We start from the raw sequence: 21,562 nt of genomic DNA on the forward strand, positions 1-21,562 counted from the left end.
TCCATTCGCCGCGGGACCCGGTTCTTACCGACGGTATCGACACGCGTTCGATTATGCAATCGCCTCAGCGCTCGGCCCGGCAAGTGAGAAAGTCATCACAGGAATACCGGCGGCGACGAGTTTCACAGTTTTCGGCGGGCGGTAGATTCAGCTCGCTTCCTGATCAGCTCACCACAACGCATCCCGCAGCTTGTACCAGGACATGGCCGCCACCAGCAGTGGCATGCGCAGCAGGCGCCCACCGGGGAAGGGGCCATGGCGCAGGCGCTGGAACACGTCCAGCCGCTCGCTCTGGCCAACGATGGCTTCGGCGATCACTTCACCGGCCAGCCCGGCCGCTGCCACGCCGTGGCCGGAGAAGCCCTGCGCGAAGTACACATTCCCATCCAGCCGGCCCCAGTGCGGGGCACGGTTGCGGGTGATGTCCACATAACCGCCCCAGACCTGCTGCAGCGGGATGTCGGCCAGTTGCGGGAACACCTCGTGCATGCGCCGCTGCATCACCCGGTGCAGGCCCGGCGGCGGCAGCGCGGAATAGCTGGCGCGGCCACCGAACAGCAGGCGGTGGTCATGGCTGAGCCGGAAATAGTCCAGCGCCCAGGCCGTATCGGAGACCGCCATGTTGTTGCCGATCAGGGCGCGGGCGCGTTCGGCCCCCAGCGGTGCGCTGGCGCCGATATACGTACCGACCGGCATGATGCGCCGCTCGAGCTCAGGCACCAGCCCCTGCAGCAGGGCGTTGCCGGCCACCACCAGCTGCGGCGCGCGCACGCTGCCGTGGTCGGTATGCAGCACCGCATGTGCGCCGCGTTGAATGCGCGTCACCGGCGATTGTTCATGGATGACCACCCCGGCTGCGCGCGCGGCATCGGCCAGCCCGCGGGCGTAGGCCAGCGGATGCAGGTGGGCGCTGAGCGGGTCGAACATCGCCGCGCGGTAGCGCGGACTGTCCAGTTGCCCGCGCAGGGTATCGCGCTCCCACCACTGCATCGGGTAATCGTAGTGTCGCTGCAGGTGTTCGCAGTTGGCGCGCAGGTCGCGCTCGTGGCGTGCGCGGATGGCAACGCTGGCGTGACCCTCCACCCAATGGCACTCGATGCCATGCCGGTCGATGCGCGCACGCATCGCCTGTACCGCCTCGCGTGACCAGTCGAACAGGCGGCGCGCATCCTCGTGCCCGAGCTGGCGTTCCAGCTCGTCCACTTCGCAGCCGTAGCCGACCAGCGCCTGGCCACCATTGCGGCCCGAGGCTCCCCAGCCGATCCGCTGCGCTTCCAGCACCACCACCCGCTGGCCGCGCAGGGCCAGTTCCAGTGCGGCGGTGAGGCCGGTATAGCCGGCGCCCAGTATCGCCACATCGGCATGCAGTTCACCGCGCAACGGCGGCAATGCGGGCGGTTCGGGCAGGCTGCTGGCGTACCAGCTGGGCGGGAAGGCGGCGCTCACCGGCGGCCTCGCAGAAGCGGGAAAGGGCGTCGGAGCGGGGGAGGACGGTCGGGCTTCACGCCGATAGTTTGGCCCAAGCCGGGCGCCCGTGGTGTGAGGGCAGCGGCTTGCCGATGCCGATGCCGGGCGCGTACCTTGATGCCACGCCAAGGAGTTTCCCCATGCGCCGCCTGCCCTGGGTGGGCCTGCCCACCGACAGCACCGTGCTCGGCCATCATCGTTTCGCGGTGGCCGGGGAAAAATATGTGCGTGCGCTGGTTGACGCTGCGCAGGCAACACCGCTGGTGCTGCCGAGCCTGCAGCCGCCGCTGCCGGCGCGCGATTGGCTGCAGGGCCTGGATGGCCTGCTGCTGACCGGCGCGGTCAGCAACATCGAGCCGCAGCATTACGAAGGGGGGCGTACCTGGAACGGCAACCGGCATGACCCGGCGCGCGACGCCACTGCGTTCGCGCTGCTGCGCGAGGCACTGGCGATGGATCTACCCGTACTGGCGATCTGCCGCGGATTCCAGGAATTGAATGTGGCGCTCGGTGGCACGCTGCATCCGCAGGTGCATGCAGTGCCTGGCTTGGCCGACCATCGCGAAGACCCGCAGGCGCCGGTGGAGGTGCAGTATGGGCCGACCCACGCGATCACCTTGGCCGATGGGGGTTGGCTGGCGCAGTGGTGTGCCGCCGATCGGGTGCAGGTCAACTCAGTGCACGGGCAGGGCATCGCGCAGGTGGCCGACGGCCTGCAGATCGAGGCCTGGGCCGATGATGGCCTGGTCGAAGCAGCGCGCAGCCCGCGCCATCGATTCGTGCTCGGCGTACAGTGGCACCCGGAGTGGCGTGTCATGCAGACGCCGTTCTATCACGCTATTTTCCGTGCGTTCGGCCAAGCTTGCCGGCAGCACCAACAGAATCGACTGGAATCCCCATGAGCTCCCGAACGCGCCCGCGCAAGACGGCCACGCCCCCGCCCCCGCAGGAAAGCAGCCTGCTGCGCTGGCTGAAGGAGCGGCGCATCACCGAGGTCGAATGCCTGGTTCCGGACATCACCGGCAATGCGCGCGGCAAGATCATCCCGGCCGACAAGTTCTCGCACGATTACGGCACGCGCCTGCCCGAAGGCATCTTCGCGACCACCGTCACCGGTGAATTTCCGGACGATTACTACGACCTGACCTCGCCGTCGGACTCGGACATGATCCTGCGCCCCGACCCGGACACCGTGCGCATGGTGCCGTGGGCGACCGACCCGACCGCGCAGGTCATCCATGACTGCTACACCAAGAACGGCGAGCCGCATGAGCTGGCGCCGCGCAACGTGCTGCGCCGGGTGCTGGATGCCTATACCGAGCTCGGCCTGCGGCCGGTGGTCGCGCCCGAGCTGGAATTCTTCCTGGTGCAGAAGAACACCGATCCCGATTTTCCGCTGCTGCCACCGGCGGGCCGCTCCGGCCGCCCGGAAACGGCAAGGCAGTCGTACTCGATCGACGCGGTCAACGAGTTCGATCCGATCCTCGACCTGATGTACGACTACTGCGATGCGATGAAGCTGGACGTGGATACGCTGATCCACGAATCCGGCGCAGCGCAGCTGGAGGTCAACTTCACCCACGCCAATGCGATGGATCTGGCCGACCAGGTGTTCCTGTTCAAGCGCACCATGCGCGAATCGGCGATGCGCCATGGGGTGTATGCCACCTTCCTGGCCAAGCCGATGGAGAACGAGCCGGGCAGTGCGATGCACATCCACCAGAGCCTGCTGCGCATCAGCGATGGCCAGAACGTGTTCACCGGCGAGCACGGTGGTGAGGATTTCAGTCCGCTGTTCGCCCATTACCTGGCCGGCCTGCAGAAATATGTGCCGATGGCCATGGCGTTCTTCGCGCCGAACGTGAATTCCTACCGGCGCCTGGTGTTCGGTGAGGTCTCGCCGAGCAACGTGCACTGGGGCTTCGACAACCGCACCTGCGGCCTGCGGGTGCCGCTGGATACGCCGGAGAACATGCGGGTGGAAAGCCGCTTTGCCGGCTCCGATGCCAACCCTTACCTGGCGATGGCCGCGACCCTGGCCTGTGGCCTGCTCGGCATCCGTGAGCGCCTGGCGCCGGATGCGCCGGTGACCGGCAGCGCCAAGGAACTGGGCTACGACCTGCCGCGTTCGCTGGGTGAAGCGCTGGACGGGCTGGAGCAGTGCAGCGAGCTGCAGGCGCTGCTCGGCGAGCGCTTCTGCCGCGCCTACACCTCGGTCAAGCGCAAGGAATACGAGACCTTCTTCCGCGTGATCAGTTCGTGGGAGCGCGAGTTCCTGCTGCTGAACGTGTGAAGGCCGCGAATAGAAAAATCCCTCGCCGGGGGGTAGGCTGGCACCCGTCGCCGGCCCGGCCGGCCCCCATTTCCGCATTCTGGAGCACCCGATGAAGCTGCGTATCCTCACGCTCGGCCTGGCCTCCGCCATGCTTTCCGCCTGTGGCGGCGGCAACGGCGGCGGACAGGACAGCCAGGTCCTGAACGTCTACAACTACAGCGACTACATCGCCGAAGACACCATCCCCAACTTCGAGAAGCAGAGCGGGATCAAGGTCACCTACGATGTGTTCGACAGCGACGAGATGGTCGAGACCAAGCTGCTGGCCGGCAACAGCGGCTACGACGTGGTGGTGCCGACGCTGAACTTCTTCGGCCGGCAGATCCAGGCCGGCGTGTTCCTGCCGCTGGACAAGTCGAAGATCCCGAACCTGGCCAACCTCGACCCGGAGGTGATGAAGCGCATCGCCACCCAGGATCCGGGCAACCAGTATGGTGTGCCGTACATGATCGGCACCACCGGCATCGGCTACAACGTGGACATGTTGAAGGAGCGCTTCGGTGGCAGCACCGACATCGCCAACAGCTGGGACCTGGTGTTCAAGCCGGAAAACATCAGCAAGATGAAGGACTGCGGCGTGACCATCCTGGACACGCCGGCGGACATGATTCCGATCGCGCTGCATTACCTGGGCCTGGACCCGCACAGCGGCGATCCGGCCGACCTGCAGAAGGCGGCCGACCTGCTGAAGTCGATCCGCCCGTACGTGCAGAACTTCCACTCCTCGCAGTACGTGGGCTCGCTGGCCAACGGCGGCACCTGCCTGGTGGTGGGCTGGTCGGGTGACATCATCCAGGCCCGCGACCGCGCCGAGGAAGCCAGCAACGGCGTGCACGTGGCCTACTCGATCCCGAAGGAAGGCGCGCCGCAGTGGTTCGACATGCTGGCCATCCCGAAGGATGCCAAGCACCCGGAAGCGGCCTACGCGTTCATCAACTACCTGCTGGAACCGAAGGTGGCCGCGGCCAACACCAACTTCATCCACTACGGCAACCCGGTGCCGACCGCGACCCCGCTGGTGGACGAGGCGATCCGCACCGACCCGACCATCTACCCGCCGGCCGACGTGGCCGCGAAGATGTTCACCTATTCGATCAACACGCCGGAGACCGACAAGCTCTACACCCGGCTGTGGACCGAGGTGAAGACCGGCAGGTAAGCGGTCCTGCCCGCTGGAAGAAAGTGGTAGCGCCGGGCCATGCCCGGCGGATGGCCTCAGCCCTTCCCGGAAGCGGCACCACCGGCCCGGCCAAGGTGCCGCAGGATGGCGGGCAACAGGTCGCGCGCATCGCGACCGCCGTTGCACAGGAATGATGAGCTCATCCGCTGCAGGTTGTGCATGCCGATGAAGAACAGGCCAGGCTGCGGGGAGACACCGAACTCGCCGAGCGGGTACCCGTGTTCGTCCAGCACGCCGTCCACATCCAGCCACGGCCATTCGGCGACGAAGCCCGTAGCGAGGACAACCGAGCGGATGCCGGCAGCGTTCAGATCCAGTTCGCGCGGCGAGGCGTCCGGCTCCCAGTGCAGGTACACCTCTTCGGGAATGTAGCGGGCATCATCGGTGCGCGGTTCGGGCCGCGTGGCGTAGTACCCGCTTGCCAGTGAATCGAGATAGGCGTACTCGGCCCGCGTCGCCTCGACCGCCGTGCGCAGCTGTGGGCGGACATCGGCGAAGCGAGCGATGTCCGCGTCGAAGCCCTGCAGGCGGCCCAGCAGCGTGATGCCCTCGCGATGCATCGACAGCAGGCTGATCGAGCTGCCCAGGCCTGCGCGTCCCTTGCCGGAAATCAGCGGGAACTCCGCAGTGCGGGCCTTGCGCAGCGCGTCCGGCTCCCCGGCGAGTACCCCGGCCGATTCACTCACATGCTGGTGGATGCGTCCGGCCATGTCCCACCAGGTCATCGAATCCTTGCCGCGCAGCCGGCGCGTATGCGAATGGCGCTCGGCCAGCGACCAATACACGGTGCGGCCGCTGGCGCGGAGATCCTGGGCGATCTGCGCGCCGGACTGGCCGCCGCCGATGACCAGCACCGCGCCGTCGGGAAGCTGCCGGCAATTGCGGTAGTTGCTGGAGTGCAGTACCGCCAGTGCCGGCCCGGGCGCAAAGGGAACGCGGGGCATCCGGGGACGGCCGTATTCGCCGGTGGCCACCACCACCGCAGCGGCCTGGATCGGTCCGCGGCTGGATTCGATGGCGTAGCCGCCCGCCTTGGGCGTGACACGCAGGACCGCGCAGCCTTCGTGGATCGGCAGTGACCTTTCGCTGGCGTAGTCGCGGAGCCGCTGGATCACTTCCGGTGCAGCCATGAAGCCCTCCGGGTCGTCGCCCGCATAGGCGTGGCCATGCAGGGCCATCGTCGCGTTGGCGGTGTTGGTCTGGAAGGAATCCCAGCGCCGCCGCCAGCTGGCGCCCACGGTATCCGCCTCCAGTACGCGATGCGCGACGCCGGCCTCCTGCAGGACCGCGCTGAGTGACAGCCCGGCCTGGCCGGCGCCGATGATGGCCACCTCCAGCCGATCAGCTGACGAGGGCTGGGGGCGGGTGGGGCGAAGACAGAAGTGTCTGCGGATGTCACGCGTGTTCGTCCATGGTCGGCCTCGATCCTGGGGATTGCGACGGGTAGTGGCGGGCGATCAAGGCTCCCGGTTCTGAAAAACGTTGCAGATTCGGCGCGGCACCCGCAGGCCAAGGCGGAAACACCAGGCAACGGCCACGCAGGGGGCGCGTGTTGCGCCTGGAGTGCGCCATTTGCGGGCCAAACCCGACACCGGTCCGGTACTCCAGGACGGCCAGCGGCGCCTTCCCGCCCGCCGTCGTCATATCCCCATCGGCCCCCGGCCGGTAGAATGGCGGCCGCTGTCCACCGCCCGCTCCCGGAGCCCCCATGCCCGTTGAAGCCCAGCCGGAAGCCGCCGTCGTCGAAGCGACCGGTGTGCCCGGCTATCTCTCCATTCGTGATCTGCGCAAGGAATTCGATGGCTTCGTCGCCGTCGACGACGTCAACCTGGACGTCCGCAAGGGCGAGATATTCGCGCTGCTCGGTGGCTCTGGCAGCGGCAAGTCGACCCTGCTGCGCTGCCTGGGCGGCTTCGAGACACCCACCAAGGGCAGCATCACCGTCGATGGCCAGCGGATGGACGCGCTGCCGCCGTACCAGCGGCCGGTCAACATGATGTTCCAGTCCTATGCGCTGTTCCCGCACATGACCGTGGAGCAGAACATCGCCTTCGGCCTGAAGCAGGACGGACTCGGCCGCGAGGCCATCGCCAAGCGCGTGGGCGAGATGCTCGACCTGGTGCAGATGGGCCATCTTGGCAAGCGCAAGCCGCACCAGCTGTCCGGCGGCCAGCAGCAGCGCGTGGCGCTGGCGCGGTCGCTGGCCAAGGGGCCCAAGCTGCTGCTGCTGGACGAACCGATGGGCGCGCTGGACAAGAAGCTGCGCTCGCAGATGCAGCTGGAGCTGGTCAGCATCATCGAGTCGTCGGGCGTGACCTGCGTGATGGTCACCCACGACCAGGAAGAGGCGATGACCATGGCCACCCGCATCGCGGTGATGGACGCCGGCTGGATCCAGCAGGTCGGCAAGCCCGATGAGGTCTACGAGCAGCCGGCCAACCGCTTCGTTGCCGAGTTCATCGGTTCGGTCAACCTGTTCGACGGGGTGATCGACGAGGACCTGCCCGAATACGTGACCGTGCGCTCGCCGCTGTTCCCGGCGCCGGTCTACATCGCCCACGGCATCACCTGCTACGAAGGGCAGCCGGTCGCGTTCGCGCTGCGCCCGGAGAAGGTGATGATCGGCAAGGACGAGCCGGAAGGGCACACCAACAAGGCGCAGGGCGTGATCGAGGACATCGCCTACTTCGGCAGCCATTCGGTCTACCACGTGCGCCTGCCCAGCGGCGCCAAGGTGCTGGCCAACTTCGCCAACTCGCAGCGCTGGGCCAGTGATGGCCTGACCTGGGGCGACCAGGTGTGGGTGCACTGGCGCGACAACGACGGCGTGGTGCTGACCTCATGAGCGCCGCCGGCCTGAAGCGCTGGCTGCCGGGGCTGCGTGCCACGGTGATCGGCATTCCGTACCTGTGGCTGCTGCTGTTCTTCGCCGTGCCGTTCCTGATCGTGCTGATGATCAGTTTCTCGCACAGCCGGGTCGGCTCGCCGCCGTACACCTGGCTGTTGCAGTACGTCGATGGCGGGCTCTCGCTCAAGCTCAACCTCGAGAACTACCTGGCGCTGTTCCGTGATTCGATCTATGCGCAGGCGTTCCTGAGCTCGATCAAGATCGCCGCCATCTCGACCTTCCTCACCCTGCTGATCGGCTATCCGATGGCCTATGCCATCGCCCGCCTGTCGCCGGCCGCGCGCAACGTGGCGATGATGCTGGTGGTGCTGCCGTCCTGGACCTCGTTCCTGATCCGCGTCTATGCATGGAAAGCGATCCTGGACCGCAACGGCCTGCTCGACCAGTTCCTGCAGTACACCGGCCTGCAGTCGCTGATGACCTCGATGGGCCTGCCGAAACTGCAGCTGATCGACACCCCGACCGCGGCCTACATCGGCATCGTGTACTGCTATCTGCCGTTCATGGTGCTGCCGCTGTACGCCAACCTGGTCAAGCATGACCACCGTCTGCTGGAAGCAGCCTACGACCTCGGCGCCAAGCCGTGGCAGGCGTTCCTGCGCATCACCCTGCCGCTGTCGAAGGCGGGCATCATCGCCGGCTGCATGCTGGTGATGATCCCGGCGATCGGTGAATTCGTGATTCCGGAAATGCTGGGTGGCTCGGAAACGCTGATGGTTGGCCGACAGCTGTGGAATGAATTCTTCAACAACCGCAACTGGCCCGGTGCCTCGGCAATGGCGGCGGCGATGATCCTGTTGCTGCTGGTGCCGATCCTGCTGTTCAACCGATCCCAGCAGCGGTTGCTGGAAGGGAAGCAGGCATGAGCCCGCGTTCTGCCAAGGGCCTGGGCCTGGGCGTGCTGCTGCTCGGCTTCGCTTTCCTGTACCTGCCGATCCTGCTGTTGATGTTCTATTCGTTCAACAGCTCGCGGTTGGCCATGGTCTGGGCCGGGTTCTCCACCCGTGCCTACAGCGACCTGTTTGCCGACCGCGCGCTGATGGATGCGATGTGGACCAGCCTGGTGGTCGCGTTCTGGACCGCCTGTACCGCCACCGTGCTCGGCACGCTGGCGGCGATGGTGATGACCCGCTTCAAGCGTTTCCGCGGCAAGCCGTTCTTCGGTGCGCTGGTGACCGCGCCGCTGGTGATGCCGGACGTGATCCTCGGTTTCTCGCTGATGGCGCTGCTGGCCTCGATGGGCGCGATACCGGGCTTCCCGGCGCGCGGCCTGGCCACCATCTGGATCGCCCACGTCACCTTCACCCTGTGCTTCGTCACCGTGGTGGTGTCCTCGCGCCTGCAGGAGATGGACCTGTCGCTGGAAGAAGCGGCGATGGATCTCGGCGCGAGCCGGCTGACCGTGTTCACCCGCATCACCCTGCCGATCATCGCCCCGGCGCTGGTGGCCGGTTGGCTGCTGGCGTTCACCCTGTCGCTGGATGACGTGGTGGTGGCCAGCTTCGTTGCCACGCCGGGCTCGACCACGCTGCCGATGAAGGTGTTCGCCTCGGTTCGCATGGGCATCAGCCCGAAGATCAATGCGCTGGCCACGCTGCTGGTGTCTGCAGTGTCCATTGCTGCGGTGATCGGCTGGTACATCAATGCGCGTGCGGAGAAGCGACGCCAGCGCGACCTGCAGCTGGCCCGCCAGGACAACGGCTGAGCCGGCAACATCCGGCTCACGGCGACCGGCGCACAATGGGGGTCTACCTGATGGAGACCCCCCATGACCGTCGAGATCATCAACCCGGCCACCGGCCAGGTGACCTACCGCCATGAGCTGATGGATGCCGCTGCCATCGAGCAGCGCCTGCAGGCCGCAGCCGAGGCGTTCCCACGCTGGGCCGAGCGCTCGCTGCAGGATCGCGGGGCGATCCTCAAGCAAATTGCCGGCCAGCTGCGCTCGCGCCGCGATGACCTGCAGCAGGCCATGACCAGCGAGATGGGCAAGCTGAAGGCCGAGGCCCTGGCCGAAGTGGAAAAGTGCGCGACCACCTGTGAGTTCTATGCCGACCATGCCGCCGATTACCTGAAGCCGCAGCTGATCGATACCGAGGCCCAGCGCAGCTACGTGCGCTATGAACCGATCGGCTGCGTGTTCGCGGTGATGCCGTGGAATTTCCCGATCTGGCAGGTGTTCCGCTTCCTGGCCCCGGCGTTCATGGCCGGCAACGTGGCGCTGCTCAAGCACGCCAGCAACGTGCCGCAGTGCGCCGACCTGATCCTGGCGGTGTGCCGCGATGGCGGCCTGCCGGACGGTGTGTTCGACGTGCTGCACATCGACAACGACCAGGCTGCCGACGTACTGCGCGATGCACGGGTGAAGGCAGTCACCCTGACCGGCAGCGAGCGGGCAGGGCGCTCCATCGCGTCCAATGCTGGCAGCCAGTTGAAGAAGTCGGTGATGGAGCTGGGCGGCAGCGACGCCTTCGTGGTGCTCGATGATGCCGACCTGGACAAGGCGGTTGCCGCCGCGGTGAAGTCGCGCTTCGACAACAGTGGCCAGACCTGCATTGCCGCCAAGCGCTTCATCGTGGTTGAAGCGGTGGCCGATGAATTCACCCGGCGCTTTGTCGAGGCCGCGGGCGAGCGTCAGTACGGCGACCCGAACGAGCGCGGCACCACACTGGCGCCGATGGCCCGTGCCGACCTGCGCGACGAACTGCACAAGCAGGTGCAGGCCAGCGTCGCCAAAGGCGCGCGGGTGCTGATCGGCGGCGAACCGATCGCCGGTTCGCATGCGGGCTACCCGGCCAGCGTGCTCGACCAGGTGGGGCCGGGCATGCCCGCCTATGACGAAGAACTGTTCGGGCCGGTCGCTGCGGTCATCCGGGTCAAGGATGAATCCGAAGCGCTGCGCGTGGCCAACGACACCCGCTTCGGCCTCGGCGGCAGCGTGTGGACGCGTGACCCGGTGCGTGGCGAGTCCTTCGCCCAGCGCATGGAATGCGGCGCGGCCTTCGTCAACGCCATCGTCAAGAGCGATGCGCGGTTGCCGTTCGGCGGCAGCAAGGAGTCAGGTTTCGGCCGTGAACTGGCCGACCACGGCATCCATGAGTTCATGAACATCAAGACCATCTACGTGGCTTGATTCCCAACGGTAGTGCCGGCCGCTGGCCGGCATTGCCTGGTTGCCGGCCAGCGGCCGGCACTACCCAAGGCAGGTCATGTGCCACGACCAACGGTCGTGGCCTGCCGGTCCGGTGGGTATCGACCGTTGGTCGATACGTCCTACAACCACTTCACCCGCTTGAACAGCCGGTACAGGCCAACGCAGATGCCACCGACAGCGACAATCATCAGCGGGTAGGCCCACGGCTGGTTCAATTCCGGCATGTGGCTGAAATTCATGCCATACCAGCTGGTGATCAGCGTCGGTGCGGCCAGCAGCGCGGCCCATGCACCCAGCCGCTTCACCGTCTCACCCTGGGCCAGCGTTACCAGTGACAGGTTCACGCTCAGGGCCGTGCCCAGCATTTCGCGCAGCGTGTCGATGACATCGCTGATGCGTACCGCATGGTCGTGCACGTCGCGGATATACAGCTTCACTTCGTCCGGGAACAGCTCGCCCTGGTAGCGACGCAGCTGTGCCAGTACATCCTGCAGTGGCGCCACCGCCATCCGCATCTTGTTCAACTCGCGCTTGAGCTCATACAGGCGCACCACCGTGCTGCGCTTGTAGCTGTCGGCGAAGATGTCCTTTTCCAGCAGTTCCAGGGTGTCGCGGAAGCGGTTGGTGATGGGCAGGTAATTGTCGACCACGAAGTCGGCCACGGCGTACAGGCAGTACGAGGGGCCCATCTTCAGCAGCTGTGGTTCGCGCTCCACGCGCGCGCGCACCGGTGCGTACGAGAGCGAGGCGCCATGGCGCACGGTCACCAGGAACCGTGGGCCGAGGAAGGCGTGGGTCTCGCCGTACTGGATGCGCTCGTCAACCATCTGCGCGGTGGTCACCACCACGAACAACGAGTTGCCGTAGGCCTCCACCTTGGGGCGCTGGTGCGCGTTGCGCGCATCTTCGACGGCCAGGTCGTGCAGGCAGAATTCTTCCTGCAGCTTCAGCAGTACATCTTCGTTCGGATCGTACAGGCCGACCCAGACGAAACCATTGTTGCTGGCGATGACATCGCTGATGGCATCCAGGCTGATGTCGTGGCGTTTGCCGTCGTCATCGTAGTGGACGCAGTTGATGACGCAGGTGGGATTGGCTGCGGCGGAGGCGGCAGCAGGGGCGGGCAGTGGGGCGGGCAATGACATGCCCGCCATCGTGCGTCAGTGCTGCGTTTCCGACAAGTGAGGACGGCGCCCCAGCGCCCAGGCCAGCGCCGCGTGGACCGGCAGCAGCAGCACGATCCACTGCACGTTGTACTGCGCCTGCAGGCTCAGCCAGTGCAGCACCAGGGCAGCCACCGCCTGCACCGCCACCAGCCACAGCACGATCCTGAACATGCGGCCGGGCACGCGCCGCCGCAGCAGGCGGATCGCCCCCGGCAACAGCAGCACGCACAGCGGCGACAGCAGCAGCAGGTTGCGGTTGGCCCAGGCAGCGTAGTGCGTGCTGAAGCCCCACAGGAACACCAGCAGGCCACCGGCGATGGTGCACAGCAGCCACAGCGGCAAGGCCAGGCCGGCCAGCAGGCGCGTACGCCTGCGCAGCGCCAGCACGCCGACCGCAGTCACCAGGCCACACAGCAGCCACGGCCACCAGTGGCGCGCGAATTCCTTCGGTTCGGGATCGATGCGGTGCGGCAGCAGTTCCTGCTCGGACTGCACCAGCGGGCGGCCGTCGCTGTTGCGGGCCTGCCGCAGGGCATCGGCCAGGCGCATCGGCACGAAGGCTTCCTGCCAACGCGACAGCGGCTGGTCGGCAAACGGGCCCAGGCCGATATCGAAGCCCAGCCACATCCACGGGGCCGGGGACGCCAGCCGTACCGACTCGCTGCGATAGGTGTTGCCACGCGAACGGCCCGACAGCTGTGAATGCAGCCCGCCGCCCAGTGCCTTGTCCAGCGTGTCGCGCACCATCGTCGCGCAGTTGGCGGTGTAGTAATCGTAGTGGTAGCGCGCGTTTTCCGGCTTGGCCCGTTCGGCCAGGTCGGCGGCCAGCGAGCGTGCCTGGTCAGGGGTGATATCCAGCCACTGCACGCTGGCACCGCGGCCGGTCTCGTCGTAGTACGACAGGTCCTGCTGCAGTGGCAGCGCCACCAGGTAATACATCATGTCGCCACGCACGAAGCGGCCGATGAAATCCTGTTCGGACGGATCGAAGTAGCCGAAGTTGTACGAGATCGCCTCGCCGCTCACCGGGTCCAGCACGACGATGGCATCGTGGCCGAAGCGCTCGAAGAACACGGTGCCGGGCTGCATGGTGACCACACCAACGCGCGGGGCAGGGGCATCACTGGCCGTCGAAACGGCCGGTGGCGCCGCCTGCGCGAACGCGGTCAGTGGCAGGGTCGTGGCCAGCACGCACACCGCCAGCCACACCGTCAGGATCAGGCCACGGTGCTTCAAGCGTCGTCCTGCGCGTCCGGTGCCAGCACCGTTACATGGAAGGCCTGCACCCGGCGCGCATCGGCACGGGCCACACGGAACATGAAACGGTCCAGCGCCAGTTCGTCACCGACTTCCGGCAGATGGCCCACCGCTTCGGTCACCAGGCCACCGATGGTGTCGTAGTCCTCATCGGAGAAGGTGGCACCGAAGCGCTCGTTGAAATCGCCGATCGGCGTGAGCGCATCCACCACGTACTGGCCATCGGCCTGGATGGCGATCTGCGCGGAGAAATCCTCGGCCTCGTCGTGTTCGTCGTCGATCTCGCCGACGATCTGCTCCAGCACGTCCTCGATGGTGACCAGGCCGGCGACACCGCCGTACTCGTCCACCACGATCGCCATGTGGTTGCGCGACAGGCGGAATTCCTTCAGCAGCACGTTGAGCTTCTTCGCTTCCGGAATCAGCACCGCCGGGCGCAGCAGTTCGCGCACGTTGCCGGGACCGTTGTCGGCAACCACGCCGCGCAGCAGGTCCTTGGCCAGCAACACGCCGAGGATGTCGTCCTTGTTCTCGCCATGCACCGGGAAGCGCGAATGGCCGGACTCGACCACCTGCTTCATCAGCTCCAGGAAGGGCGCCTCGACCGGCAGCGAGACCATCTGCGAACGCGAGATCATCACGTCGCCCACGGTCAGCTCGGCCACCGAAATGGCACCTTCCATCATCTTCAGGGTATCGGCGGCGATCAACCCTTCTTCCTGCGCGGTGTGCAGGACAGCGACCAGCTCGTCGCGGGTGTGGGGTTCGCCGGAAAAAGCAGACGTCAGGCGTTCAAGCCAGCCGCGCTTCTTTTCACTGTGCTCCACGGGGGAGCTACTACTGTCGTCTTCTGACATCTCTGGAAAAAAGGCACCCGGCAGGCCGGGCGATGGCCCAAGTCTAGCAGGATGTGGGGCCCTGTCAGTGACCGTCGGCCGCCGGGGCGGTGGCGGCCGGGCCCTCGTCCTCGGCCGGCAGGTCCAGGCTGTAGGTACAGCCGGCCAGGGTCCTGCCGGGGTGGCTGGCGACGGTGGAGACGCTGAGGATGATCGACTCGATCTGTGCCTCCCCGGTCTTCGGGTCGGTCACGTCGCGGCTGACCAGCTCGCGCCCGGCCATGAACTTGCCGTCCTGGTCGTAGCCGATCTCCAGGGCCAGCTGCCTGGCCAGCGGCCGCGGATCGGCCTGGTCGAGCACGGCCATGATGCTGGCGCCGGCCACGGCCACACGCTCGGTCTGCTGGCCGAACACGGTGATCGGGCTGGCCAGCCGGTACTCGCTCATGAACTGGTTGCCCTGCGGCAGCGGCTGCAGGCCATGCGCCACGGCCTTCAGCGGATCGGCCAGCAGCGGTGCCAGCGCGGCGTGCTTGGCCACGCCCTGGCGGCATTCGATCAGGGCAGGCAGGTCCAGCGGCGCGGCGGAAGCGGTGGAGGCAACGAGCAGCAGGGGCAGGGCAGTACGCAGCAGCACAGGCAGAAGGTCCGCGATGGAAGGAAACCGGAGCATGGTAGCGGCCGTCGCCGTGTCCGGCGACCGCGCCGGCCGGTTCAGGGCGGGAACCGCTGCGAGCCGGATAACAGGGGCGCGCTCAGTCCTGCGAAGTGCGGCCTAGCCGCGCTTGCATGCGCCGTAGCGGCCAGCGGGCAACGGCGCGCAACGCCATCGCCGGCAGGGTGAGCATCGCCGAGAGCAGTGCCACGTGGACCAGTTGCATCACCGCGCGGACCGCAACCGGCAGTGCACCCGGTTCCAGCAGCCAGTCCGGCAGGTTCGTGCTCGCCAGGTGGATGATGCTCATGTACACCACAGAGAGCAGGAACAGCGCCCACAGTTGCGCGCGCGTTGCGTAAAAAAACGGCAGGCTGCCGCTTGCGCGCCCGAGGCGCTGATGCACGACCACGCGCCAGCTCACCGGTGCGGAGAGCGCGCCGATCAGGATCAGCACCATCGCGGTCATCCAGATCGCCGACGTACTGCTCACCGGCCCATTGCCGCTGAGCAGGAGCGGCCCGACCACGCCCACGGCTACACCTGCCAGCAGGCTGGTGGGCGACAACAAGGCCAGTGTGCCCAGCAGCCAGTGCCGGCCGTCGGGGTGGTTGGCGCTGACGTGGCGCACCACGTTGGCGGCCACGACCAGCAGCAGGGAGAAGACCGCACTTCCGGCCAGCAGCGGCCCCATGTCGCCCATCATCATCCATGTCTCCGTCGAGGTTGCAGGCGGAGGATAGCGCTGTCCCCGACTCAGCGCTCGCCCGCGTACGGGTCGTCGATGCCGAGCTCGGCCAGGATCTCGCGCTCCAGCTGTTCCATCGCCTCGGCTTCCTTGTCGTCCTCGTGGTCCCAGCCGAGCAGGTGCAGCACGCCGTGCACGGTCAGATGCGCGTAGTGGGCGTTGAGCACCTTGCCCTGCTCCTCGGCTTCACGCGCCACCACCGGTGCGCAGATCACCAGGTCGCCCAGCAGCGGGAACTTTACGCCCTTGGGCAGGCCCTCCGGCACGTCGGCCGGAAAGCTGAGCACGTTGGTGGCGTAGTCCTTGCCCCGGTAGTGCCGGTTCAACGACTGCCCTTCCTTGCTGTCGACCACGCGGATGGCCAGGTCGGCCTCGCGGATCCGGCCCTTCAGCGCCGCCGCCACCCACTTGCGGAAGCTGACGGCAGAGGGCAGCCCGGCACGGGGCAGGGCATAGCTGACGGCGACATCGAGGCGGACGGGACCCTTGGTCATGGCAACACCGGCATTTCAGATCGAACAGGAGGTCACAGTATCGCGCGTGTCGCCGTTCACTGCGACTTCCAGTCGCCGGCTTCGTAGGCGATTTCGATCACCGACGCCTTGGCCGCACGCCCCTGGATGTCGGCACCGCCGGTCGATGGGTGGCAGTTGTAGCCGTTCTGCAGCGTCACCTGTCTGGCCAACTGGATTGCCCCCTGCTCCGGCGCCGCATCGGGATCCACATACAGGGTGGCGTTGGCACAGCCGCCTACGTTGGCCACTTCCAGCGCCGGGATCAGGCCGCGCGTGGCGCGATCAGCGAGGACATCGAATGCCTCGCGCGGCAGGACGGACTGATTGGCCGAGATGCGCAGCTTGAAGAAATGCAGCTGCTTATAGAACAGATAGCCATTGGAATGCAGCGGCTGGTTGCTGGACACGTGCAGCAGGCTCAGGCGCAGCTTCTCGCCTCGGACCTGCTCGGCCTTGGCAATGGCCTGGATCACCGCTGCGTCGATGTCATTGGCACCTTCCGCAGCAACTGCCTCGGCCGACAACGGGAAGGGCTCCTGTCCCAGCTCCTGCAGGTCCGCGTAGACGCCGGACGCAACCGCCTGCCTGAGGTCCGCCTGCAAGGCCTGCATGCCGCGGTCCACGGCAACCTGCGGGTCCAATCGGCCCGCCGGATACACGAAAACACTGATCGCCGCCTCTGGGTGCAGGCGGCTGCGGTAACTGAACCCGGCCCCCGCCAATCGGTCGTCCGGGTTGTAACTGCTGCGTACGAGCGTGAAATCCTCCACCTGGTAGGGAGCAATCACATAGCTGGATTCAACATACGCCCGCGCTTCGGCGGCAGGCGGGGGAGAGGCGAGTGCATGGACCGGCCCGAGGGCCAGCAGGCACAACGACAGCAGCAGACCCGGGCGAACCATGACACGTCCTTATGTGCACAGGAGCCCGCAGTGTAGTGTCATTCCGCTCCAGGTTGGATCTCATGAAGGTCGCGGCGGTCGTAGGCACTGACGATGCGCGCCACCAGCGGGTGGCGGACCACGTCGCGGGCTTCGAAGAAGGTGAAGCTGACACCCTCCACATCGCGCAGCACGTCGATCGCATCGCGCAGGCCGGACTTCACATGCTTGGGCAGGTCGGTCTGGGTCAGGTCGCCGGTGACCACGGCGGTGGAGCCGAAGCCCAGGCGGGTCAGGAACATCTTCATCTGTTCGATGGTGGTGTTCTGCGCTTCGTCCAGGATCACGAATGCATCGTTGAGCGTGCGGCCGCGCATGTAGGCCAGCGGCGCGATCTCGATGACGTTCTTTTCCAGCAGCTTGAGCACCTTTTCCACGCCCAGCATTTCATACAGGGCGTCGTACAGCGGGCGAAGGTACGGGTCGACCTTCTGGCTCAGGTCGCCGGGCAGGAAGCCTAGCTTCTCGCCGGCCTCGACCGCCGGACGCACCAGGATCAGGCGCTGCACGCGCGATTCGTTCAGTGCTTCCACCGCGCTGGCCACGGCCAGGAAGGTCTTGCCGGTACCGGCCGGGCCGATGCCGAAGTTGATGTCGTGGCTGACGATCTGGTGCAGGTAGCGGCTCTGGTTGGAACCCCGGCCGCGCACGGTTCCGCGCTTGACCCTGATCGCCACGTCCTGCGCTTCGTAGGAGCGGTCGGCGATCTGTTCGATGTTGGCCGCGTTCAGCCGCAGGTGAATGGCGTGGTTGTCGAAGGTGATCTCGGCGGCTTCCTCGTACAGCGCCTCGATCAGCTTCTGTGCCTCGGCACTGGCTTCGGCCGGGCCACTGACGCGGAACACGAAGCCCCGGTTGGCGATTTCCACGCCAAGCTTCAGTTCGATCTGGCGAAGGTGGCCGTCGAACGGGCCGCACAGGTTGGCCAGCTGCGCGTTGTCTTCCGGCGACAGGGTGAAGTCTCGATGCTCGATGCTTTTCATTGCTTGGGGTGGGGCGGGGTCGCCGTCCACCGCGATGGAGTCAGGGACGACAAGGGTAACGCGCAAGCCGGCATGACAACAGTTCTCCACACCGGGTGTGGACCGGCGCCGAAGAAACCTGTGGATAGATCTTCGCAGGGCTTGTGCCACAAGGAAGATGATGCCGTGGTGAAAATTGTGCCAGTGCCTGCAGGGTTTTCCACATGCGGTGTGGACGGTGTTGCCACGAACCTGTGGATAGGTGGCAGCGAGCCTTGCGGCAGTGGCCTTGGCAGCGACTGATCAATTATTGGCCAGCGCTGATCTGGATCATTGCGGGTGCACAGGGAGCATGGCACCGTGGCGCCATCGCAGGAGGTGGCGCATGGCCGTGGGCACGTGGGTGCGCAGGATGGGATTGCTGGGCAGCTGCCTTCTGGCGGGTTGCGGCGAAGCACCACCAGCAGCACTGGGTACGCTTGAATGGGACCGGATCAGCGTGCCCGCACCGGCGGCTGAAGTGATCAGTACCGTTGACGTGCGCGAGGGGCAGGCGGTCAAGGCGGGCGCGCTGCTGATGCGCCTGGACCCTGCCCGCGGCGCAGCCCAGCTCGACGCCGCACAGGCCGAAACGGCCCGCACGCAGGCACAGCTCGAGGAACTGCAGGTGGGCCCGCGTCCGGAGCAGATCGCCCAGGCGCAGGCACAGCTCACCGCGCTGCGCGCGCAGGCGGCGGAAGCCACCGCTTACTACCGCCGGGTGCAACCGCTGGCCCGTCAGCGGTTGGTGGCTGCCGCTGATCTGGACCGGGCCCGCGCGGCCGCCGACAACGCCGTGGCCAGCGTGCGTGCTGCCGAACAGGCATGGCTGCAGCTGCAGCGCGGCAACCGTCGTGAGGACATCGCCCAGGGCCAGGCCGCCTCCAGGGCGACACAGGCACAGGAGGTCGTGCAGGCCGTCAACCTGCAGAAGCTGCAGCTGCGCGCACCGCGCGATGGCGTGGTCGATGCGTTGCCCTACAGGCAAGGCGACCAGGCACCGATCGGTGCACCGTTGGTGGTGATGCTGGTGGGCGAACGGCCGTATGCGCGCGTGTACCTGCCGCAGCCGTTGCGCCTGCAGGTGAAGGTCGGGCAGGCCGCGCTGGTGCAGCTGGACGGCGCCAACACCGTACTGAAAGGGCATGTGCGGTCGATCCGCAGCGAACCTTCCTTTACCCCCTATTACGCGTTGACTGGTGATGACGTCTCGCGCCTGAGCTACCTGGCCGAGATCGAGATCGACGACAGTGCCGACATGCAGGCGCTGCCCGCCGGGCTGCCGGTGCAGGTGCGTTTCTGAATCCGGTCGATGACATCGCCGTGCGTGCGCGGGGCCTGAGCCGCCGTTTCGGCGACCTGCTGGCGGTGGACAACGTCGATCTGCAGGTGCCGCGTGGGCACGTATACGGTTTCCTCGGCCCGAACGGCTCGGGCAAATCGACCACCATCCGCATGCTGTGCGGGCTGCTCGAGCCGAGCGCGGGCGAGATCGACGTACTGGGCCTGGCGATCCCGGCGCAGGCCGAGGCGTTGCGCCGCCGCATCGGCTACATGACCCAGCGTTTTTCGTTGTACGAAGACCTGTCGGTGCGGGAGAACCTGGAATTCCTTGCCGCCATCCAGGATCTGCCACGCGCGCAGGCACGGCAACGGGTCGATGCGCTGCTGCAGCAGTACCGCCTGCAGGATCGCCAGGTGCAGTTGGCCGGCACCCTCAGTGGGGGGCAGAAGCAGCGGCTGGCGCTGGCCGGTGCGGTGATCCATGCGCCGGAACTGCTGTTCCTGGATGAGCCGACCAGTGCGGTCGATCCCGAGTCGCGTCGTGATTTCTGGGAGGCGCTGTTCGAACTCGCCGATGCCGGTACCACGGTGCTGGTGTCCACCCATTACATGGACGAGGCCGAACGCTGCCACCGGCTGGCGATCCTTGATCGCGGTGCCCTGGTAGCCGATGGCACGCCGGCCGAACTGTGCGCGCAACTGCAGGGCCGCACCCTGGCCGTCACCACCGCGCAACCCCGGCAGGCCAGCCGCGCGCTGGCGGCGCTGCCGGGCGTGCTCAGCGTGGCGCAGATCGGCACCGAACTGCGCGTGCTGTGCAGCGAGGGCGCGGCCGATACCCGCGTGTTGGCGCAGGCCCTTGCCGACGCCGATCCGCAGGCCAGCATCGAACCGGTGGCGCCCAACTTGGAAGATGTCTTCGTTGCCGCCACTCGCGGCCGTGGCCGGGAGCCGGCGGCATGAGCCTGCGACGGCTGTGGGCGATCATGCTCAAGGAGCTGCGCCAGCTGCGCCGCGACCGGATCACCCTGGCGATGATCATCGGCATCCCGGTGATGCAGCTGCTGCTGTTCGGCTATGCGATCAACCTCAACCTGCGGCACCTGGATGCCGGCATCGCCGACCAGGCCAATAGTGCGGCGTCGCGCGCGCTGGTGCAGGACATGGTCGCCACTGGTGTGATCGCCCCGCGCGCGCAGGCCTATACGCCCGACCAGCTGATGGAAGCGTTGCGACGGGGCCGGATCAGCCTGGGCATCGTGATTCCCGCCGATTTCGAACGACGCCGCTACGAAGGCCGCGAAGCGGTGCAGGTGCTGGTCGACGGCAGCGATACGGTGGTGCAGAGTGCGGCGATCCAGTTGGCGCAGGTGCCGCTGGACACGCGGCCGACCAGCAACACACGGCCGCTGCGCGAGGGCAATATTGCCAGCGGGCCGGTAAGCGTCATCAGCTTCTATAACCCGCAACGACGGTCAGCGGTGAACATCGTGCCCGGCCTGATCGGGGTGATCCTGACCATGACCCTGGTGATGTTCACTGCAGTGGCGGTGGTACGCGAGCGCGAACGCGGCAACATGGAGCTGCTGATCGCCACGCCGGTATCGCGCAGCGAACTGATGGTCGGCAAGGTATTGCCATACGCAGCGATTGGTCTGCTGCAGACCACCCTGGTGCTGCTGCTGGGCACGTGGTTGTTCGAGGTCCCGATCCGCGGCAGCCTGCTGGATGTCTATCTTGCCGCCGTGCTGCTGGTGCTGGCCAACCTGGCGCTGGGCCTGTTGATTTCAACCCGGGCGCGTTCGCAGTTCCAGGCCATGCAGATGACCCTGTTCCTGTTCCTGCCCTCCATTCTGCTGTCGGGCTTCATGTTCCCGTTCGCCGGCATGCCCCGGCCGGTGCAATGGCTGGCTGAAGTATTGCCGCTGACCCATTTCCTGCGCCTGGTACGCGGCATCATGCTGCGCGGGGCTTCGCTGTGGGAGCTGTGGCCGGACGCGCTGGCACTGCTGGTGTTCATCGTGGCGATGATGACCCTAGCCATCCTGCGCTTCCGCAAACGCCTGGATTGAAGCACGCCGACCAACGGTCGGCATCCACCCCGGTAGGTGCCGA

General features: G+C 66.7%; 20 protein-coding genes. 10 read left to right on the forward strand and 10 right to left on the reverse strand.

Annotated features, from left to right (window positions below; translation table 11 throughout):
* Positions 1-168: 168 nt before the first annotated feature.
* Entirely contained in the window at positions 169-1,407 is a 1,239-nt protein-coding gene (locus tag D0Y85_RS06900; RefSeq protein WP_223482671.1) for an FAD-binding oxidoreductase, read from the reverse strand.
* A gap of 200 nt (positions 1,408-1,607) precedes the next feature.
* Between D0Y85_RS06900 and D0Y85_RS06905 the strand changes: the two genes are divergently transcribed.
* From D0Y85_RS06905 to D0Y85_RS06915, 3 genes are all read left to right on the forward strand, one after another.
* Positions 1,608-2,369, forward strand: coding sequence for a gamma-glutamyl-gamma-aminobutyrate hydrolase family protein (locus D0Y85_RS06905; RefSeq protein ID WP_117309947.1), 762 nt, complete (start codon positions 1,608-1,610; stop codon positions 2,367-2,369).
* Positions 2,366-3,760: a glutamine synthetase family protein gene (locus D0Y85_RS06910; protein WP_025875326.1), complete on the forward strand. Its 1,395-nt coding sequence runs from the start codon at positions 2,366-2,368 to the stop codon at positions 3,758-3,760. The genes D0Y85_RS06905 and D0Y85_RS06910 overlap by 4 nt, the downstream gene beginning before the upstream one ends.
* Positions 3,761-3,851: 91 nt before the next feature.
* Positions 3,852-4,961, forward strand: coding sequence for a polyamine ABC transporter substrate-binding protein (locus D0Y85_RS06915; RefSeq protein ID WP_117309948.1), 1,110 nt, complete (start codon positions 3,852-3,854; stop codon positions 4,959-4,961).
* Positions 4,962-5,017: 56 nt separating this feature from the next.
* On the opposite strand, the gene D0Y85_RS06920 is transcribed toward D0Y85_RS06915, so the two are convergent.
* A complete protein-coding gene (locus D0Y85_RS06920) occupies positions 5,018-6,313 on the reverse strand; it encodes an NAD(P)/FAD-dependent oxidoreductase (RefSeq protein ID WP_240329353.1) in 1,296 nt (431 codons plus the stop codon).
* Positions 6,314-6,690: 377 nt separating this feature from the next.
* Here D0Y85_RS06920 and potA point away from each other — a divergent pair, with 377 nt between their 5' ends.
* The 4 genes from potA to D0Y85_RS06940 all read left to right on the forward strand — a co-directional run bounded on the left by potA (position 6,691) and on the right by D0Y85_RS06940 (position 11,023).
* Positions 6,691-7,827: a polyamine ABC transporter ATP-binding protein gene (gene potA, locus D0Y85_RS06925; RefSeq protein ID WP_093817806.1), complete on the forward strand. Its 1,137-nt coding sequence runs from the start codon at positions 6,691-6,693 to the stop codon at positions 7,825-7,827.
* Complete coding sequence (locus D0Y85_RS06930; protein ID WP_032975682.1) at positions 7,824-8,756, forward strand: ABC transporter permease subunit; 933 nt, start codon at positions 7,824-7,826, stop codon at positions 8,754-8,756. The genes potA and D0Y85_RS06930 overlap by 4 nt, the downstream gene beginning before the upstream one ends.
* The gene (locus tag D0Y85_RS06935; protein ID WP_025875316.1) at positions 8,753-9,595 is read left to right on the forward strand and encodes an ABC transporter permease subunit; all 843 of its coding nucleotides are present in this window, start codon (positions 8,753-8,755) and stop codon (positions 9,593-9,595) included. The genes D0Y85_RS06930 and D0Y85_RS06935 overlap by 4 nt, the downstream gene beginning before the upstream one ends.
* A 63-nt stretch (positions 9,596-9,658) precedes the next feature.
* Positions 9,659-11,023, forward strand: a complete 1,365-nt coding sequence (locus D0Y85_RS06940; protein ID WP_117309949.1) for an NAD-dependent succinate-semialdehyde dehydrogenase — start codon at positions 9,659-9,661, stop codon at positions 11,021-11,023.
* Positions 11,024-11,163: 140 nt separating this feature from the next.
* Here D0Y85_RS06940 and D0Y85_RS06945 read toward each other — a convergent pair whose 3' ends face one another.
* The 8 genes from D0Y85_RS06945 to D0Y85_RS06980 form a co-directional block, all read right to left on the reverse strand.
* Positions 11,164-12,198 (reverse strand): magnesium and cobalt transport protein CorA, encoded by a 1,035-nt coding sequence (locus D0Y85_RS06945; RefSeq protein ID WP_051501564.1) that lies wholly within the window; start codon positions 12,196-12,198, stop codon positions 11,164-11,166.
* 6 nt (positions 12,199-12,204) lie between these two features.
* Positions 12,205-13,446: a DUF4105 domain-containing protein gene (locus tag D0Y85_RS06950; protein ID WP_117309950.1), complete on the reverse strand. Its 1,242-nt coding sequence runs from the start codon at positions 13,444-13,446 to the stop codon at positions 12,205-12,207.
* Positions 13,443-14,324 (reverse strand): transporter associated domain-containing protein, encoded by an 882-nt coding sequence (locus D0Y85_RS06955; protein ID WP_117309951.1) that lies wholly within the window; start codon positions 14,322-14,324, stop codon positions 13,443-13,445. The genes D0Y85_RS06950 and D0Y85_RS06955 overlap by 4 nt, the downstream gene beginning before the upstream one ends.
* 64 nt (positions 14,325-14,388) lie before the next feature.
* Positions 14,389-14,976 (reverse strand): hypothetical protein, encoded by a 588-nt coding sequence (locus D0Y85_RS06960; RefSeq protein ID WP_117309952.1) that lies wholly within the window; start codon positions 14,974-14,976, stop codon positions 14,389-14,391.
* A gap of 82 nt (positions 14,977-15,058) precedes the next feature.
* Complete coding sequence (locus D0Y85_RS06965) at positions 15,059-15,667, reverse strand: hypothetical protein (RefSeq protein ID WP_117309953.1); 609 nt, start codon at positions 15,665-15,667, stop codon at positions 15,059-15,061.
* 47 nt (positions 15,668-15,714) lie between these two features.
* The gene (gene ybeY / locus D0Y85_RS06970; RefSeq protein ID WP_117309954.1) at positions 15,715-16,200 is read right to left on the reverse strand and encodes an rRNA maturation RNase YbeY; all 486 of its coding nucleotides are present in this window, start codon (positions 16,198-16,200) and stop codon (positions 15,715-15,717) included.
* 56 nt (positions 16,201-16,256) lie between these two features.
* Positions 16,257-17,123, reverse strand: coding sequence for a hypothetical protein (locus D0Y85_RS06975; RefSeq protein ID WP_229291143.1), 867 nt, complete (start codon positions 17,121-17,123; stop codon positions 16,257-16,259).
* Between the two features lie 38 nt (positions 17,124-17,161).
* Positions 17,162-18,145 carry a PhoH family protein gene (locus D0Y85_RS06980; RefSeq protein ID WP_117309955.1) on the reverse strand — a complete coding sequence of 328 codons (984 nt, stop codon included), beginning with the start codon at positions 18,143-18,145 and terminating at the stop codon, positions 17,162-17,164.
* A gap of 364 nt (positions 18,146-18,509) precedes the next feature.
* Between D0Y85_RS06980 and D0Y85_RS06985 the strand changes: the two genes are divergently transcribed.
* From D0Y85_RS06985 to D0Y85_RS06995, 3 genes are read left to right on the forward strand one after another with little or no spacing between them, the layout of a single operon-like run.
* On the forward strand, positions 18,510-19,466 hold the full coding sequence (locus D0Y85_RS06985; RefSeq protein WP_117309956.1) for an HlyD family efflux transporter periplasmic adaptor subunit: 957 nt from the start codon (positions 18,510-18,512) through the stop codon (positions 19,464-19,466).
* A gap of 20 nt (positions 19,467-19,486) precedes the next feature.
* Complete coding sequence (locus tag D0Y85_RS06990) at positions 19,487-20,410, forward strand: ABC transporter ATP-binding protein (RefSeq protein ID WP_117309957.1); 924 nt, start codon at positions 19,487-19,489, stop codon at positions 20,408-20,410.
* Complete coding sequence (locus tag D0Y85_RS06995; RefSeq protein WP_117309958.1) at positions 20,407-21,519, forward strand: ABC transporter permease; 1,113 nt, start codon at positions 20,407-20,409, stop codon at positions 21,517-21,519. Before D0Y85_RS06990 ends, D0Y85_RS06995 begins: the two co-directional genes overlap by 4 nt.
* Positions 21,520-21,562: the final 43 nt, after the last annotated feature.

The sequence above is a fragment of the Stenotrophomonas sp. G4 genome (assembly GCF_003428825.1).
Classification (GTDB): Bacteria; Pseudomonadota; Gammaproteobacteria; order Xanthomonadales; family Xanthomonadaceae; genus Stenotrophomonas; species Stenotrophomonas indicatrix.

What these genes read in the sequence shown, in the direction of transcription:
- D0Y85_RS06910 (WP_025875326.1), top strand. Translation starts at nt 2,366, where the DNA reads ATGAGCTCCCGAACGCGCCCGCGCAAGACGGCCACGCCCCCGCCCCCG.
- D0Y85_RS06955 (WP_117309951.1), bottom strand. Translation starts at nt 14,324, where the DNA reads ATGTCAGAAGACGACAGTAGTAGCTCCCCCGTGGAGCACAGTGAAAAG.
- D0Y85_RS06915 (WP_117309948.1), top strand. Translation starts at nt 3,852, where the DNA reads ATGAAGCTGCGTATCCTCACGCTCGGCCTGGCCTCCGCCATGCTTTCC.
- D0Y85_RS06960 (WP_117309952.1), bottom strand. Translation starts at nt 14,976, where the DNA reads ATGCTCCGGTTTCCTTCCATCGCGGACCTTCTGCCTGTGCTGCTGCGT.
- D0Y85_RS06975 (WP_229291143.1), bottom strand. Translation starts at nt 17,123, where the DNA reads ATGGTTCGCCCGGGTCTGCTGCTGTCGTTGTGCCTGCTGGCCCTCGGG.
- potA (WP_093817806.1), top strand. Translation starts at nt 6,691, where the DNA reads ATGCCCGTTGAAGCCCAGCCGGAAGCCGCCGTCGTCGAAGCGACCGGT.
- D0Y85_RS06985 (WP_117309956.1), top strand. Translation starts at nt 18,510, where the DNA reads ATGGCCGTGGGCACGTGGGTGCGCAGGATGGGATTGCTGGGCAGCTGC.
- ybeY (WP_117309954.1), bottom strand. Translation starts at nt 16,200, where the DNA reads ATGACCAAGGGTCCCGTCCGCCTCGATGTCGCCGTCAGCTATGCCCTG.
- D0Y85_RS06935 (WP_025875316.1), top strand. Translation starts at nt 8,753, where the DNA reads ATGAGCCCGCGTTCTGCCAAGGGCCTGGGCCTGGGCGTGCTGCTGCTC.
- D0Y85_RS06980 (WP_117309955.1), bottom strand. Translation starts at nt 18,145, where the DNA reads ATGAAAAGCATCGAGCATCGAGACTTCACCCTGTCGCCGGAAGACAAC.
- D0Y85_RS06945 (WP_051501564.1), bottom strand. Translation starts at nt 12,198, where the DNA reads ATGGCGGGCATGTCATTGCCCGCCCCACTGCCCGCCCCTGCTGCCGCC.
- D0Y85_RS06940 (WP_117309949.1), top strand. Translation starts at nt 9,659, where the DNA reads ATGACCGTCGAGATCATCAACCCGGCCACCGGCCAGGTGACCTACCGC.
- D0Y85_RS06965 (WP_117309953.1), bottom strand. Translation starts at nt 15,667, where the DNA reads ATGATGATGGGCGACATGGGGCCGCTGCTGGCCGGAAGTGCGGTCTTC.
- D0Y85_RS06995 (WP_117309958.1), top strand. Translation starts at nt 20,407, where the DNA reads ATGAGCCTGCGACGGCTGTGGGCGATCATGCTCAAGGAGCTGCGCCAG.
- D0Y85_RS06930 (WP_032975682.1), top strand. Translation starts at nt 7,824, where the DNA reads ATGAGCGCCGCCGGCCTGAAGCGCTGGCTGCCGGGGCTGCGTGCCACG.
- D0Y85_RS06905 (WP_117309947.1), top strand. Translation starts at nt 1,608, where the DNA reads ATGCGCCGCCTGCCCTGGGTGGGCCTGCCCACCGACAGCACCGTGCTC.